14 protein-coding genes (1 of these 14 cut by a window edge) are annotated in these 14,327 nt (G+C 73.7%); 11 read left to right on the forward strand and 3 right to left on the reverse strand.

The features are described 5' to 3' along the window. Positions 1 to 118: 118 nt before the first annotated feature. Entirely contained in the window at positions 119 to 1,399 is a 1,281-nt protein-coding gene (locus tag HCK00_RS04220) for a L,D-transpeptidase (RefSeq protein ID WP_168100351.1), read from the forward strand. Positions 1,400 to 1,447: 48 nt separating this feature from the next. Here the strand turns inward: HCK00_RS04220 and HCK00_RS04225 are convergent, their stop codons facing one another. After that, entirely contained in the window at positions 1,448 to 1,849 is a 402-nt protein-coding gene (locus tag HCK00_RS04225; RefSeq protein WP_168100352.1) for a response regulator transcription factor, read from the reverse strand. A gap of 334 nt (positions 1,850 to 2,183) precedes the next feature. On the opposite strand from HCK00_RS04225, the gene ctaE reads away from it, so the two are divergent. The 5 genes from ctaE (at position 2,184) to trpD (ending at position 7,649) form a co-directional block, all read left to right on the forward strand. Further along, positions 2,184 to 2,804 carry an aa3-type cytochrome oxidase subunit III gene (ctaE, locus tag HCK00_RS04230; protein WP_168100353.1) on the forward strand — a complete coding sequence of 207 codons (621 nt, stop codon included), beginning with the start codon at positions 2,184 to 2,186 and terminating at the stop codon, positions 2,802 to 2,804. A gap of 70 nt (positions 2,805 to 2,874) precedes the next feature. Next, complete coding sequence (qcrC, locus tag HCK00_RS04235; protein WP_168100354.1) at positions 2,875 to 3,684, forward strand: cytochrome bc1 complex diheme cytochrome c subunit; 810 nt, start codon at positions 2,875 to 2,877, stop codon at positions 3,682 to 3,684. Next, positions 3,681 to 4,745 (forward strand): cytochrome bc1 complex Rieske iron-sulfur subunit, encoded by a 1,065-nt coding sequence (gene qcrA / locus HCK00_RS04240; protein ID WP_168100355.1) that lies wholly within the window; start codon positions 3,681 to 3,683, stop codon positions 4,743 to 4,745. Before qcrC ends, qcrA begins: the two co-directional genes overlap by 4 nt. Beyond that, on the forward strand, positions 4,742 to 6,373 hold the full coding sequence (gene qcrB / locus HCK00_RS04245; RefSeq protein ID WP_168100356.1) for a cytochrome bc1 complex cytochrome b subunit: 1,632 nt from the start codon (positions 4,742 to 4,744) through the stop codon (positions 6,371 to 6,373). Before qcrA ends, qcrB begins: the two co-directional genes overlap by 4 nt. A 211-nt stretch (positions 6,374 to 6,584) precedes the next feature. After that, positions 6,585 to 7,649 carry an anthranilate phosphoribosyltransferase gene (trpD, locus tag HCK00_RS04250; RefSeq protein ID WP_168100357.1) on the forward strand — a complete coding sequence of 355 codons (1,065 nt, stop codon included), beginning with the start codon at positions 6,585 to 6,587 and terminating at the stop codon, positions 7,647 to 7,649. 177 nt (positions 7,650 to 7,826) lie between these two features. Here trpD and HCK00_RS04255 read toward each other — a convergent pair whose 3' ends face one another. Beyond that, positions 7,827 to 8,108: an Lrp/AsnC family transcriptional regulator gene (locus tag HCK00_RS04255; protein ID WP_168100358.1), complete on the reverse strand. Its 282-nt coding sequence runs from the start codon at positions 8,106 to 8,108 to the stop codon at positions 7,827 to 7,829. Continuing rightward, positions 8,105 to 8,878: a rhomboid family intramembrane serine protease gene (locus tag HCK00_RS04260; protein WP_168100359.1), complete on the reverse strand. Its 774-nt coding sequence runs from the start codon at positions 8,876 to 8,878 to the stop codon at positions 8,105 to 8,107. Before HCK00_RS04260 ends, HCK00_RS04255 begins: the two co-directional genes overlap by 4 nt. A 369-nt stretch (positions 8,879 to 9,247) precedes the next feature. Between HCK00_RS04260 and HCK00_RS04265 the strand changes: the two genes are divergently transcribed. The 5 genes from HCK00_RS04265 to HCK00_RS04285 all read left to right on the forward strand — a co-directional run. Further along, positions 9,248 to 9,487, forward strand: coding sequence for a hypothetical protein (locus HCK00_RS04265; RefSeq protein ID WP_168100360.1), 240 nt, complete (start codon positions 9,248 to 9,250; stop codon positions 9,485 to 9,487). Positions 9,488 to 9,504: 17 nt separating this feature from the next. Further along, entirely contained in the window at positions 9,505 to 10,869 is a 1,365-nt protein-coding gene (locus tag HCK00_RS04270) for an NYN domain-containing protein (protein ID WP_168100361.1), read from the forward strand. A 458-nt stretch (positions 10,870 to 11,327) separates the two neighbouring features. After that, positions 11,328 to 12,356 carry a C40 family peptidase gene (locus tag HCK00_RS04275; RefSeq protein ID WP_168100362.1) on the forward strand — a complete coding sequence of 343 codons (1,029 nt, stop codon included), beginning with the start codon at positions 11,328 to 11,330 and terminating at the stop codon, positions 12,354 to 12,356. Between the two features lie 206 nt (positions 12,357 to 12,562). Further along, on the forward strand, positions 12,563 to 13,588 hold the full coding sequence (locus tag HCK00_RS04280) for a C40 family peptidase (RefSeq protein ID WP_311765132.1): 1,026 nt from the start codon (positions 12,563 to 12,565) through the stop codon (positions 13,586 to 13,588). Between the two features lie 81 nt (positions 13,589 to 13,669). Then, on the forward strand, positions 13,670 to 14,327 hold the 5' portion of the coding sequence (locus HCK00_RS04285) for a hypothetical protein (protein WP_311765133.1). The gene runs 596 nt beyond the window's last position; 658 of the gene's 1,254 nt are visible here — the first part of the coding sequence; it begins with the start codon at positions 13,670 to 13,672; its stop codon lies beyond the right edge, outside the window.

A 14,327-nucleotide genomic window follows, 5' to 3' on the forward strand; every position in this document is an offset into this window, starting at 1 on the left:
CCGGCGACCCCGGAATCACCTGAACGGGTGGGGGCCCGGAAGCATCCGCTTCCGGGCCCCCACCCGTTCGGCCCACTCAGACCACGCCGGGGATTCCGGCATTTCGTACGTTGAGCCCATGACTCCTCTGACCCGCGCGCAGCACCACGGAACGCGCATACGCACCGTCCTGGGCAGTGGGCTGCTGATAGGCGGCCTCGTCACCGGCGCGGCCGCCTGCGGCGGCTCGGGCCACCCCCTGAGCGCCAAGCCGTACGACGCCACCGGGCAGATAGCCTTCAGCGGTGACGGCGACGGGGACGCCGAGCGCGCCCTCGACCCGGACAGGCCGCTGGAGCTGACGGCCAAGAGCGGCGGACGGATCACCGACGTCACCGCCGGCGACACCGCGGGCCACCGAATACGCGGCGAGCTCAGCGAGGACGGCTCCCGCTGGCGCAGCACCTCCCGGCTCGCCGCCGGGGTCCGCTACACCCTCCGGGTGAGCACCGAGGACGGCGACGGGGCCCCCGGCCTCCGGGTCATCGACTTCCGGACCGCCTCGGCGGAACGGCGGCTGCGCGTCACCTTCGGCCCCGAGAAGGGCACCTACGGCGTCGGGCAGCCCATCACCGCCGAACTCAGCCGGCCCGTCAAGGACCGCGCCGCCCGCGCCCGGGTGGAGAGTTCCCTGCGCGTCAGCTCGCGCCCCGCCGTCTCCGGCGCCTGGCACTGGGTGGACGACAAGACCCTGCACTACCGGCCCCGCGCGTTCTGGCCCGCCCGCGCCACCATCGAGGCGCGCAGCACCCTCGACGGGGTGGACACCGGCCGCGGCTCCCGCGGCGGGGCGTCCAAGCCGCTGCGCATCCGCACCGGGCCCCGGGTGGAGGTCGTCACCGACGCCCGCAACCACACCCTGACCCTCAGGCGGGACGGCAAGGTGGTCAAGACGGTGCCGGTCACCACGGGCAAGCCCGGATTCGAGACCCGGAACGGCACGAAGATCGTGCTCGCCAAGGAGCCGTTCGTCCGGATGCGCTCGACCACCGTGGGCATCGCCGCCGGCAGCTCCGAGTCCTACGACCTGCCGGTGCAGTGGGCCGTGCGGCTCACCTGGAGCGGCGAGTACGTCCACGCGGCGCCCTGGTCCGTGGGCTCCCACGGCTCGGCCAACGTCAGTCACGGCTGCACCGGCATGAGCATGGAGAACGCCAAGTGGTTCTTCGACGCGGTGCGCCCCGGCGACATCGTGCGGGTCGTGGGCAGCGAGGGCGAGGACATGACGCCCTTCGACAACGGCTTCGGCGACTGGAACCTCACCTGGGCCAAGTGGTCCGAGGGCAGCGCCCTCCGCGGCCCCGTGCGGCGGCAGCAGGCCGGCCCGGCGCAGCCGGCCCGGCTCCGCCCGCAGCTGTGACCTGAACCCGGGCGGGGCCCCGCCCGGGGCCCCCGATGGCCCGGGGCGTCAGGCGCCCACGGCGGTCCGGCTCCGCAGCAGCCCCGCCAGGGCGCCGGCGAACTCCACCGGGTCCACCGGGTGGGTGACGGCGGCCTCGGCCCGGCTCCAGGTGGCCAGCCAGGCGTCCTGGGGCCGGCCGATGAGCAGCAGCACCGGCGGGCAGTGGAAGATCTCGTCCTTGATCTGCCGGCAGACGCCCATGCCCCCGACGGGAGCCGTCTCGCCGTCCAGGACGCAGATGTCGATCCCGCCCGCCTCCAGGGCGGAGAGCACCGCGGGCAGCGTGGCGCACTCGACGAACTCCACCGGCGGCACGTCGGCCGCCGGACGGCGCCCGGCCGCCAGGCGCACCTGCTCCCGCGTGGTCGCGTTGTCGCTGTAGACCAGGACCGTGGCGGTCGGCTGCATCGTTCCTCCAGGCTTGCGGCGTGAGGGCGGCACGGTGGGTGTGAGCCGTCTGCCGGATGCTACTCCGCGCGGGGCCCCGGCGAGGAGGGTCCGGACAGTCAAGATCCGTCCGGCCCCGGCCGCGGGGTGATCCGGGCGGGAGTGCCCGCCGGGCGCCGCGACCGGCATCGCCCCCACGCCGCCGGGCGGCGCCCCCCGGCGGCCCCGGCCGGGCGGGACGGGCCCCGGGGGCACCTCGCGGGGGAGCCGCCGCACCACCCCCGTCACCGGGGCGGACGGGGCGGACACACCGAACCCCACCCCCGTGGTGAGGGCCGGGAGGGCGACCGACATAATGTCGGGCGTGGCGACAGCAACGACAGTAGACACCGGGCACGCGCACCCGTCGGTCAACCGACCGAATCTCACCAGCGTCGGAACCATCATCTGGCTGAGTTCCGAGCTGATGTTCTTCGCGGCCCTCTTCGCGATGTACTTCACCCTGCGATCGGTGACCGGCGCCGAGTTCTGGGGGGAGAAGGCCGACACGCTGAACTTCCCGTTCGCGGCGACCAACACCACGATTCTGGTGCTCTCCTCGCTCACCTGCCAGCTCGGCGTCTTCGCCGCCGAGCGCGGAGACGTCAAGAAGCTCCGCAGCTGGTTCGTGATCACCTTCATCATGGGCGCGGTCTTCATCGGCGGCCAGATCTTCGAGTACACCGAGCTGGTCAAGCACGAGGGCATCTCCCTCTCCTCCGACCCCTACGGCTCGGCGTTCTACCTCACCACCGGTTTCCACGGACTGCACGTGACGGGCGGGCTCATCGCCTTCCTGCTGGTCCTGGCCCGGACCTACGCGGCCAAGAGGTTCACCCACGAACAGGCCACGTCGGCCATCGTTGTGTCCTACTACTGGCACTTCGTCGACGTCGTCTGGATCGGCCTCTTCGCCACGATCTACCTGATCAAGTAGCCGGTCCCGCCGGACCGCGTTACACCAAGCCAGAAGCATCGAGCAGAAGATCCTGACACCGGGGTAATCCGTGAAAAAGCTCTCCGCACGACGGCGCCATCCGCTGGCGGCGCTTGTCGTCCTACTTTTCGCGCTGGCGGTCACCGGGGGGCTGTACGCGGCGTTCGCACCCGCGGACAAGGCCCAGGCCGACACCACCGCCCAGTCGCTTGCCATCAAGGAGGGCAAGCAGCTCTACACCACCGGCTGCGCGAGTTGCCACGGCACCGGCGGTCAGGGCACGAGTGACGGCCCCAGCCTGGTCGGGGTCGGCGCCGCCGCCGTCGACTTCCAGGTCGGCACCGGCCGGATGCCCCTGCAGCAGCAGGGCGCCCAGGCGCCGAAGAAGCCGGTCGTCTACACGCAGGCCGAGATCGACCAGATGGCCGCGTACATCGCCTCCCTCGGCCCCGGCCCCGCCGTGCCGAGCGAGGACCAGTACAACCCCGAGGGCGCGGACATCGCCAAGGGCGGGGAGCTCTTCCGCACCAACTGCGCGCAGTGCCACAACTTCACCGGTAAGGGTGGCGCCCTGACCAGCGGCAAGTACGCCCCCGCGCTGGAGGACGTCACCCCGAAGCACATCTACGAGGCGATGCTGACCGGCCCGCAGGCGATGCCCGTCTTCCCGGACACCACGGTGACCGAGCAGGACAAGAAGGACATCATCGCCTACCTCGGCGAGGTCAACAGCGAGAAGTCCGCCAGCCCGGGTGGCCTGGACCTCGGAGGGTTCGGCCCCGTCAGCGAGGGACTGTTCGCCTGGACCTTCGGCCTCGGCGCGATGATCGCCGTCGCCGTCTGGGTCGCCGCCCGGACCGCAAAGGCCAGGAAGTCATGAGTCAGACTGGATCCAACAAAGACGTGTCCCACGCATCCCTGCCGGGTGAGCCGGCTGCTCACGGCTCCGCCGTGGACACCACGGACAACCCGTTCGCGGACCCGGGTCTGCCGCCGCACCAGCACCGCATCCAGGACATCGACGAGCGGGCCGCCAAGCGCTCCGAGCGCACCATCGCGCTGCTCTTCGTCGTGTCGATGCTGGCCACCGTCGGCTTCATCGCCAGCTATGTGGTCCTGCCGATCGACAAGCTCGTCTACATCTGGCCGTTCGGGCACGTCAGCGCGTTGAACTTCGCGCTGGGCCTCACCCTCGGCGTCGCGCTGTTCTGCATCGGCGCCGGCGCGGTCCACTGGGCCCGCACGCTGATGTCGGACGTGGAGGTCGCCGACGAGCGTCACCCGATCGAAGCGACGCCCGAGGTCCGGTCCAAGGTCATGGAGGACTTCCGGCAGGGCGCCGCGGAGTCCGGCTTCGGCCGCCGGAAGCTGATCCGCAACACCATGTTCGGCGCGATGGCCATGGTGCCGCTCTCCGGCGTGGTGCTCCTGCGTGACCTCGGCCCGCTGCCGGGGGACAAGCTCCGTCACACGCTGTGGGGCAAGGGCAAGCTGCTGGTCAACCAGAACACCAACCAGCCGCTGCGCCCGGAGGACATCCCGGTGGGGTCGCTGACCTTCGCCAAGCCCGAGGGCCTGGAGGACGACGCGCACGACTTCCAGACGGAGATCGCCAAGGCCGCCCTGATGATCGTCCGGCTCCAGCCGGAGGACATCAAGGACAAGCAGGAACTGGAGTGGTCGCACGACGGGATCGTCGCCTACTCGCGGATCTGCACCCACGTCGGCTGCCCCGTCACCCTGTACGAGCAGAACACGCACCACGTGCTGTGCCCGTGCCACCAGTCCACCTTCGACCTCTCCGACGGGGCCCGGGTGATCTTCGGCCCGGCCGGTCACGCCCTGCCGCAGCTGCGGATCGGCGTCAACCAGGACGGCTACCTCGAAGCACTCGGGGACTTCTCGGAACCCGTCGGCCCGAGCTTCTGGGAGCGCGGATGAGTACTGCGACCGACAACCGGCGCAAGGCGCCCGCTGGAGAGCGGATCGCCGACTGGGCGGACGGCCGGCTGGGCATCTACAGCCTGGCCAAGGCCAACATGCGCAAGATCTTCCCGGACCACTGGTCCTTCATGCTGGGCGAGGTCGCGCTCTACAGCTTCATCATCATCATCCTCACGGGTGTGTATCTGACGCTGTTCTTCGTGCCCAGCATGGGTGAGGTGGAGTACCACGGCGCCTACGTCCCGATGCAGGGCGTCCGGATGTCCGAGGCCTACGCCTCGACGCTGGACATCAGCTTCGAGGTGCGCGGCGGTCTGCTCATCCGGCAGATCCACCACTGGGCGGCCCTGATCTTCCTGGCCTCCATGTTCGTGCACATGATGCGGGTGTTCTTCACCGGCGCGTTCCGCAAGCCGCGCGAGATCAACTGGCTGTTCGGCTTCCTGCTGTTCGTGCTCGGCATGTTCACCGGGTTCACCGGCTACTCGCTCCCGGACGACCTGCTCTCCGGCACGGGCGTCCGCTTCATGGAGGGCGCGATCCTCGCGGTGCCCGTCGTCGGCACCTACCTGTCGATGTTCCTGTTCGGCGGGGAGTTCCCGGGCCACGACGTGATCCCGCGGTTCTTCGCCGCGCACGTCCTGCTGCTGCCGGGCATCATGCTCGGGCTGCTGGTGGCGCACCTGATCCTGGTCTTCTACCACAAGCACACGCAGTTCCCGGGCCCCGGCAAGACCAACACCAACGTGGTCGGCATGCCGCTGCTGCCGGTCTACATGGCCAAGGCGGGAGGCTTCTTCTTCCTGGTCTTCGGTGTGATCGCGATCCTCTCCGCGCTCTTCACCATCAACCCCATCTGGGCGCTGGGCCCCTACCGGCCCGACCAGGTCTCCACCGGCGCGCAGCCCGACTGGTACATGGGCTTCTCCGAGGGGCTGATCCGGGCGATGCCCGCCTGGGAGTTCGTGATCCCGGGCGGCTACACGCTCAACCTGGGCGTGGCCATCCCGCTGGTGGTGGTCTTCCCGCTGGTGCTGACGGTCATCGCGGTCTACCCGTTCCTGGAGTCGTGGATCACGGGCGACAAGCGGGAGCACCACATCCTGGACCGTCCGCGCAACGCCCCGACCCGGACCGGGATCGGCGCCGCGTGGATCAGCTGGTACCTGGTGATGCTGCTCGGTGGCGGCAACGACATCTTCGCCATCCACTTCGACATGTCGATCAACGCGGTCACCTGGTTCGTGCGGATCGCCTTCTTCGCGGTCCCGGTGCTCGTCTTCATCGTCACCAAGCGGATCTGCCTGGGCCTCCAGCGCCGCGACCGGGAGAAGGTGCTGCACGGCCGCGAGGCCGGCATCATCAAGCGCCTGCCGCACGGCGAGTTCGTCGAGGTGCACGAGCCGCTCTCGCAGGAGCAGCTGCACACCCTCACCCAGCACGAGCAGCGCAAGCCGATCGAGCCCGCCGCGGAGACCGACGAGAACGGGGTGCGCCGCAAGGTGCCCCGGAGCCAGAAGCTCCGGGCACGGCTCTCCCGCGCCTGGTACGGCGAGGGGACGCAGATCCCCAAGGCCACCCCGGAGGAGTTCAAGGAGATCCAGAGCGGCCACGGTCACCACTGACGCCCCGGCACACGCCGGCCGTCGCCACCCGGGCCCCGGCCGTCCCCCTCGCGGGACGGCCGGGGCCCGGCCCGTTCCGCCCGTCCGCCCGGCCCGTTCCGCCCGGTCCGGTCCACCGGGCCCGTACGCGGGCTCCCGCCCCGTTAGGCTGGGCCGGGGCCCGCCGCGGCCGGCCCCCTCTTCCCCGTCCCGTGGACCCCAGGAGCGGACCATGAACGTCGTGACCCCGGCAGGCGGCGGCAGCGTGGCGGCGCGTACCTGGCCCGATCTGCTCACCACGCTGCTCGACGGCGTGGACCTGAGCGCCGACGAGACCGCCTGGGCCATGGACCGGATCATGCGCGGCGAGGCCACCGACGCCCAGGTCGCCGGCTTCGCGGTGGCCCTCCGGGCCAAGGGCGAGACGGTCGCCGAGATGTCGGGTCTGGTGCGGGCCATGTACGGGCACGCCCGCCTCATCGACGTGCCCGGCGAGAGCGTCGACATCGTCGGCACCGGCGGCGACCGCGCCCGCACGGTGAACATCTCCACCATGTCCGCGATCGTCGTCGCGGGCACGGGCGCCAGGGTCGTCAAACACGGCAACCGGGCCGCGTCCTCCGCCAGCGGCGCCTCCGACGTGCTGGAGAAGCTGGGGGTCAACCTGGAACTCACCCCGCGGCGGGTGGTGGAGGTGGCCGAGGAGGCCGGCATCACCTTCTGCTTCGCGGTGAAGTTCCACCCGGCGCTGCGTCATGTGGCCCCCGCCCGGCGGGAGCTGGGCATCGCCACCCCGTTCAACTTCCTCGGCCCGCTCACCAACCCGGCCCGGGTGACGGCGCAGGCCACCGGCGTGGCGAGCGCGGCGATGGCACCGGTCGTCGCCGGTGTGCTCGCCGAGCGCGGTTCGTCCGCGCTGGTCTTCCGGGGCGACGACGGCCTGGACGAGCTGACGGTCACCAGCACCTCGCAGGTGTGGATCGTCCGGGACGGCACGGTCCGGCAGGAGCCCTTCGACCCGCGGGACGTGGGGCTGGAACTGGTGCCCGTGGAGGCGCTGCGGGGTGCGGACGCCTCCTACAACGCGGACGTCGCGCGCCGGCTGCTGGCGGGCGAGACGGGCCCCGTCCGGGACGCGGTGCTGCTGAACTCGGCGGCCGCGCTGGCCGCGCTCCGCCCCTCGGAGCAGCCGCTGACCAAGCGGATCGCGGAGGGCATGGCCGAGGCCGCGGAGTCCATCGACTCCGGCGCGGCCCGGCGCACGCTGGAGCGCTGGGTCACGGCCAGCAACGCCTGACCGGAGCCCGGCGCCGGCCGGTGGCGGGGTCCGGAAGGCCGGCGCCCCGCCGCCACGGCCCCGTCCGGCCGGGCGCCGGATCCGGACGGCCCGGAGGCCGGGGCGGGCCGGTCCTGCCGCCTTCCCGGGGGCGCCGCCGGAGGCCCGGCCGGGGAGCCGGCGCCCGGCGGGGCGCGCTCAGGAATCGAGCCCGATGGCGAACGCCGCCTCCAGGTCGTGCTGGGAGTAGGTACGGAACGCCACATGCGTGTCGGTGACCTCGACCCCGGGGATCTTGCTGATCCGCCCGGGGATCACCTCGGCCAGGTCGTCGTGGCGGGCCACCCGCACCATCGCCACCAGGTCGTAGCCGCCGGTCACGGAGTACACCTCGCTGACGCCCTCCAGGGCGGCGATCGACTCGGCGATCTCGGGGATGCGGTCCACGCTGGTCTTGATGAGCACGATCGCGGTGATCACGGCTGGCTCTCTCCCTCGGTCGCCCGGTGTGCGCCGTTCACTCTAGCCGTCCGCCCCCGGCGGGCCCACGTCCAGAGGAACCCGGCGAGGAAGCCGGTGAGATGGGCCAGATGCGCCACCCCCGCGGATTCGGCGCCCCGCGCTGCGGGCCACTGCAAGGCGAACCAGAAGGGCAGCACCAGCCAGGCCGGGAAGCGCAGCGGAAGGAAGAGGAGGAAGGGGAACAAGCTGGTGACCCGGGCCCGCGGGAAGAGCACCAGAAAGGCGCCGAGCACCCCCGAGACCGCCCCCGACGCCCCCACCAGCGCCTGGCCCGAGGAGGGATCGGCGAGGGCGAAGGCGAGGAGCGCGACATAGCCCGTGCCGGCGTGCAGCAGCAGATAGCGCGCCCCACCCAGCCGGGTCTCCACCATCCGGCCGAAGACGTGCAGGAAGAGCAGGTTGCCCAGCAGGTGGAGCCAGCTCCCGTGGACGAAGAAGGCGGTCAGCGGGGTGAGCAGCGCCTCCGGCGCGCCGCTGAGGAGTTCGTCCGGGACGACGCCCCAGCGGTGGAAGTGCGCCTGCTGCGCTGCGGCCGGCCGCGCTCCGGTGCCGTGCGCGGGGTTGAGACCGGAGACGGGGCCGAGCACGAAGGCCAGGCCGCACAGGGTGATCAGCGTCCGGGTCACCAGCGGCGCGGGACCCGCCGGGGCTTCTCCGTCCCCGGGCGGCGGGGGCGGTCCCGGGGAGCCCGGACGCTCCCCGGGCTCCCCGCGCGCCTTTCGCAACATGGGCAGATCATGACGTAACGGGCGGGGCGCGCGCGGAACGCCTCGCCGGGGCGTCCACCGGGCGGGCGGGCCCGGCGCCGCCCGGCGGGGAGGCCGTAGGGTGGCGTGCGAACATCCCGCGGCCCGAGGGCGCGCCGTGGCACCCGGTATTCCGGTATGCGAAGGCGGCCGCGGAAGCGGGAACACGCAGAACGCACCACCCGGAATCACCGGCGCCGCCGGCCCGCCCCGGCCCCGGTCAGGACGTCCGGCCCGGCCCGGCCGGGATGTCCCGGCCGGACGGTACCCCCGGCCGGTCCGGACGGAGACAGCACAGACCGGCCCGCGCGGCGGACCCGGCGGAAGCGGAAGAAAGGCGAGGTCGACACGATGGGCGTTCCCCGGCCGACGGACGGCACCCGGTGGCGCTGCACCCTGTGCGGCAATCTCACCCGGTTCGACGTGACCCGCTCCAGCAGAGCGGTCGAGTACGTGCACCTGGACCTGGCGGGCGAGCCCCGGGTCGAGGAGCGCAAGGTACTCGACGAGAACATCGACTCGGTCCGCTGCCGGTGGTGCGACGCGGTGGACCAGGTCGAACTGGTGGACCGTCCCGGCGCGAGCGGCTGAGAGCGGAGCGGGAACAGGTGGTGGAGCACACAGGCGGCGGCCCCGAGGACGCGGAGCGGGCCGCCGGCGCCGACGAGGTGCTCGACCGGCCGCTGCCGGAAGGGGTGCGGCGCCGGGTCGTCACCCTTGTCGCGGAGGTGTTCGGCGGTCTGACGATGGCCGAACTCCCGCCGCAGCTCCGGCAGTACGCCCGCTTCACCCCCACCCGGCGGGCGCGGTTCGCCGGGAACGCCATGGCGGCCGCCCTGGAGAGTCACCCGGCGTTCCGCCGGCGGGTGGGCGAACTGCTGGCCGAGGCGCAGCCGGAGCTGGCCGGTGCCCTGGACGCGGGCGCGCCGCCCGCCGCGGCGGACCCCGCCGAGGTGGCCGCGCTGGCGTACGTCCTGCGGCCCGCGGGATGGCCCAAGCTGGTGGCCGCGGCCGGTGAGGAGGCGCAGCGGGCCCGGGCCGAGCAGGCCGAGGAGGAGGCCGGGCGCGAGGTGCGGCGGCTGCGCCAGGAACTCGCCGAGGCGCGTTCGGCGGCGCGGGCCGAGGCGGACCGGGCGCGCGCCGAACTGGAGAGCGCCCGCAAGGAGGCGGACGTCCTCCACCGCAAGCTCCGCAGCGCGGTGAGCGACGTGCGCCGGGGCGAGGCCGCGCTCCGCAAGGCCGCGGCGGAGCTGGAGTCCGTACGGGCCGCGGGAGCGGCGGAGAAGGCCGCGGCGGAGAGCGAGGCCCGCCGGCTGCGGGCCCGGCTCACGGAGGCCGAGTCGGCCCTGGAGGCCAGCCGCCGCTCGGTGCGCGAGGGCCGCAGCGTGGAGGACATGCGGTTGCGGCTGCTGCTGGACACGGTGCTCGACGCGGCGCAGGGGCTCCGCCGCGAACTGGCGCTGCCGCCCGCCGCGCAGCGCCCGGCCGACACCGTGGAGGCGGTCGAGCCGGGCCGGATGAACCCCCGGGACGTGGCCACCCGGGCGCTGTCGGACACCGACCCTGCCCTGCTGGACCAGTTGCTGGCGCTCCCTCAGGCGCATCTGGTGGTGGACGGCTACAACGTCACCAAGACGGGCTATCCGACGCTCCCGCTGGAGAAGCAGCGGCTCCGGCTGCTGGGCGGGCTGGCGGTACTGGCCGCGCAGACCGGTGCGGAGATGACCTGCGTGTTCGACGGCGCCGAACTGGCCGCGCCGGTCCTGCTGGCGCCGCCGCGCGGGGTGCGGGTCCTCTTCAGCAAGCCCGGGGAGACCGCCGACGAGCTCATCCGGCGCCTGGTGCGCGCCGAACCGCCCGGGCGCCCGGTGGTGGTGGTCTCGGCCGACCGGGAGGTGGCGGACGGCGTGGCGCGCGCCGGGGCGCGCCCGGTCGCCTCGACGCTGCTGCTGAAGCGTCTCGCCCGCACCTGACGCCGGGGCGGGCCCGCACCTGGCGCCCCGGGCCTGCCCGTCCCCGGCGCCGGGCCGGTGCCGCCCGCCGGAGTCACCGGCGGAACCGGGGCTCCGGAGCCCTCCGGTGGGCGGATCCGCCGGGCGCCGCCTCCGCGGAACGCCGCCGGCGGTCCGTCACGGCCCGGGAGCCGGCGCCGGGGTGCCCGGGTGCCCGGGCGCCGGGCGATGATGACGGGAAGTGTGCCGTTCGGTAAAAACTCCCTCCACCCGGGTATTTTTTCTCACCAGCGTTTGAACCGATCACGTCATCTCACTACTGTCGGGCTCGACCTTCCGCGCGGTCGACCATCCATCCGGGGTGTCCGCGGAGGCACCGCCGAAGCCGGCTTGTCCGGGCAGGACGGGGGACCGGGCAGCCGGAGCCGGGGTCGGCGACCCCGCCCGGCAGGCGGCTGGAGGAGAAGGAGTCCGCCTCCGTGGCGTCCCACCGTCGTCCCAGACAGCCGGGCCGAGCGCGCGTCAGCGTGCTCACGGCCACCGCCGCTGCCGCCGTCGCCCTCACGTCCCAGTCCGCCCAGGCCGACCCGCAGCCCTCCAAGAGCGAGGTCAAGGCCAAGGTCGACAAGTTGTACGAGGAGGCGGAGGTCGCCACCGAGAAGTACAACGGGGCCAAGGAGAAGCAGCGGAAGCTGGAACGTGAGGTCTCCACGATCCAGGACAAGGTGGCGCGCGGTCAGGAGGAGCTGAACGACCTGCGCGACAGCCTCGGCGCGATGGCCACCGCCCAGTACCGCTCCGGCGGCATCGACCCCGCCGTGCAGCTCCTGCTCTCCTCGGACCCGGACGAGTACCTCGAACGGGCCGCCACGCTGGACCAGGTGAGCGGCAAGCAGGCCGAGGCGCTCACCAAGATCGCCGAGAAGCAGCGCACGCTGCAGCAGCAGCGCGCCGAGGCCGCCGGGAAGCTGGAGGACCTCTCCACCACCCGCGAGTCGCTCGGCGAGAAGAAGCGGGAGATCCAGGGGAAGCTCGCCGCGGCCCGCTCCCTGCTCAACACCCTGACGGAGAAGGAGCGCGCCGCGCTCGCCGAGAAGGAGAAGCGCGCCGACCGCGCCACCGCCGGCCGGGTGGACCTCGGCAGCGCCCTCCCCGGCTCGCAGCGGGCCTCCGCCGCGCTCTCCGCCGCCCAGTCCAAGATCGGTTCCCCGTACGTCTGGGGCGCGACCGGCCCGAGCTCCTTCGACTGCTCCGGGCTGACCTCCTGGGCCTACGCGCAGGCGGGGGTGGGGATCTCCCGTACCTCCCAGGCGCAGGCCGGTGACGGCGCCCGGATCGGCCAGGGCGCCCTCAAACCCGGTGACCTGGTCTTCTTCTACGGCGACCTGCACCATGTGGGCCTCTACGCGGGCAACGGCCAGATCCTGCACTCCCCGAAGCCCGGCGCCAGCGTGCGCTACGAGTCGATCAACAACATGCCGTTCCAGTTCGGCGTGCGCGTCGGCTAGCCGCAACACCGCCCGATCGAGCGAATCGGGTGAGCCCCGACTTCCGCCGCCCCACCGGGTGACCTGCGTCTGAGGTGGGGCGGTCGTTTCATCGCGCCGCGCCCCCGCCTTTACCCTCCGCGTGTGGATGGCTACTCTCTGCCGCGCAGTTCCAGCGTCCCGGCCCGACCGGTCCGGGACCTCAGCGGAAGGGAGCGCGTCCGGCAGTGGTACCTCATCGCCGGGCCGGGAGGACCGGCCTCACCCAGCGCGGCAGGATCGCGGTGCTTCCCGCGGCGGCCGCCGCGGCGCTCGCCGTCGTCCCCATGGCCCCCGCCACCGCCGAGCCGCAGGACGGCCCGGCGGAGGTACGGGCCGCGGTCGGCCGGCTCCACGTCCAGGCCGAGCGGGCCACCGAGCGCTACAACGCGGCGGGGGAGCGGCACCGGCGGCTGACCGCCGAGGCGGAGCGGCTGCGGGACCGCGTCGCACGCGAACAGGACCGGGTCAACCGGCTGCGAGGGGTCATCGGCTCGCTCGCCGGGGCCGAGTACCGCTCCGGCGGGGTGGACCCGGCGGTGCGCCTGCTGCTCTCCTCCGACCCGGAGAGCTATCTCGCGAAGGCCGCCACCCTGAACCGGATCGGCACGCACCAGGCGGCCGAACTGCGCTCGCTGCGGCGGGCCCAGGCCGCGCTGCGGGCCCAGCGCACGCGCGCGGCGTGGAAGGTGGCGGAGGCCGAACGCAGCCGGACGGCCCTCCGGCGCCACCAGCGCGCCGTGGAGAGCAGGCTGGCCCGCGCCGAGCGGCTGCTCGCCGGGCTCACCCCCGGGCAGCGCGCCGAAGAGGCGCGCGCCGCCCGCTCGCTGGGGCGCCCCGGCGCCCTCGGCGGCGCCCCCGCCGCCTCGCGCCACGCCGCCGCCGCGGTGGCCGCCGCCCGGAGCGCCGTCGGGCGGCCCTACGTGTGGGGCGCGGGCGGCCCGTCCGCCTTCGACTGCTCCGGGCTGACCCAGTGGGCGTACCGGCAGGCGGGGGTGGCCATTCCGCGCACCTCCCAGTCCCAGCGGTTCGCGGGCCACCGGGTGCCGCTGAGCCAGGCCCGCCCCGGGGACCTGGTCACCTACCGCACCGACGCCAGCCATGTCGGCATGTACGTCGGCGGCGGGCAGGTCGTGCACGCCCCGCGCCCCGGGGGACGCGTCCGGTACGACCCGGTGGGCATGCTGCCGAACGCCACGGTCACCCGGATCTGAGCGCGGCCGGCCACCGCGGCCCCGCGCGGGCGTCCCCCGCCGAACACCCCGGTCGCCGCCGCGCCGCCGTACGATCGGGGCGTGACACCTCCGGGGCCGTACGGGACGCGGCGCGCGGCCACCGGCACGGCCGTGGCGCTCGCGGTCACGGCGCTGCTGGCGCTGCTCCCCGGCTGCGGCGGCCCCCGGGCGGACGAAGGGGACGTGGCGCGGCTGCTGGACCGGCGGTCGGCCGCCCTCCTCGGCAAGGACGAGCGGGCGCTGCTGGCCGATGTCGAGCCCTCCGCGACCCGGCTCCGCGCCCGGCAGCGGGAGACCCTGCGCAACCTCTCCGAGGTGCCCCTCGCCTCCCTCGGCTACGAACTCACCGGCACCGGAGGCTTCCCGCCCGCCGCGGGCGAGGGGCGCCGCCTCGCGGTACGGGCCCGGCTGAGCTACCGGCTCGCGGGCCACGACGCCGGACCGGCGACCGCCGACCGGTGGCTGACCCTCGCCGAGCGCGGCGGCCGCTGGTACCTGGCCGCCGAGGAGCCTGCCCCGGACGGACCCGAACTCCTGTGGGAACAGGGCCGGGTGACGGCCGTCCGCGGCCCGCACAGCCTGGTGCTGGGCGTCGGCCAGCCGGAGCGGCGGCTGACGGAGGTGGCGCGGACGGCCGGCCGGGCCGTGCCGGCCGTGGACGCCGCCTGGCGCGGCGCCTGGGAACGCCGGGTCGTCGTGCTCGTCCCGCGCTCACCGG

It is taken from the genome of Streptomyces zingiberis (assembly GCF_012034935.1).
Lineage (GTDB): Bacteria > Actinomycetota > Actinomycetes > Streptomycetales > Streptomycetaceae > Streptomyces > Streptomyces zingiberis.

What these genes read in the sequence shown, in the direction of transcription:
- HCK00_RS04220 (WP_168100351.1), top strand. Translation starts at nt 119, where the DNA reads ATGACTCCTCTGACCCGCGCGCAGCACCACGGAACGCGCATACGCACC.
- trpD (WP_168100357.1), top strand. Translation starts at nt 6,585, where the DNA reads ATGAACGTCGTGACCCCGGCAGGCGGCGGCAGCGTGGCGGCGCGTACC.
- qcrB (WP_168100356.1), top strand. Translation starts at nt 4,742, where the DNA reads ATGAGTACTGCGACCGACAACCGGCGCAAGGCGCCCGCTGGAGAGCGG.
- HCK00_RS04225 (WP_168100352.1), bottom strand. Translation starts at nt 1,849, where the DNA reads ATGCAGCCGACCGCCACGGTCCTGGTCTACAGCGACAACGCGACCACG.
- qcrA (WP_168100355.1), top strand. Translation starts at nt 3,681, where the DNA reads ATGAGTCAGACTGGATCCAACAAAGACGTGTCCCACGCATCCCTGCCG.
- HCK00_RS04260 (WP_168100359.1), bottom strand. Translation starts at nt 8,878, where the DNA reads ATGTTGCGAAAGGCGCGCGGGGAGCCCGGGGAGCGTCCGGGCTCCCCG.
- ctaE (WP_168100353.1), top strand. Translation starts at nt 2,184, where the DNA reads ATGTCGGGCGTGGCGACAGCAACGACAGTAGACACCGGGCACGCGCAC.
- HCK00_RS04265 (WP_168100360.1), top strand. Translation starts at nt 9,248, where the DNA reads ATGGGCGTTCCCCGGCCGACGGACGGCACCCGGTGGCGCTGCACCCTG.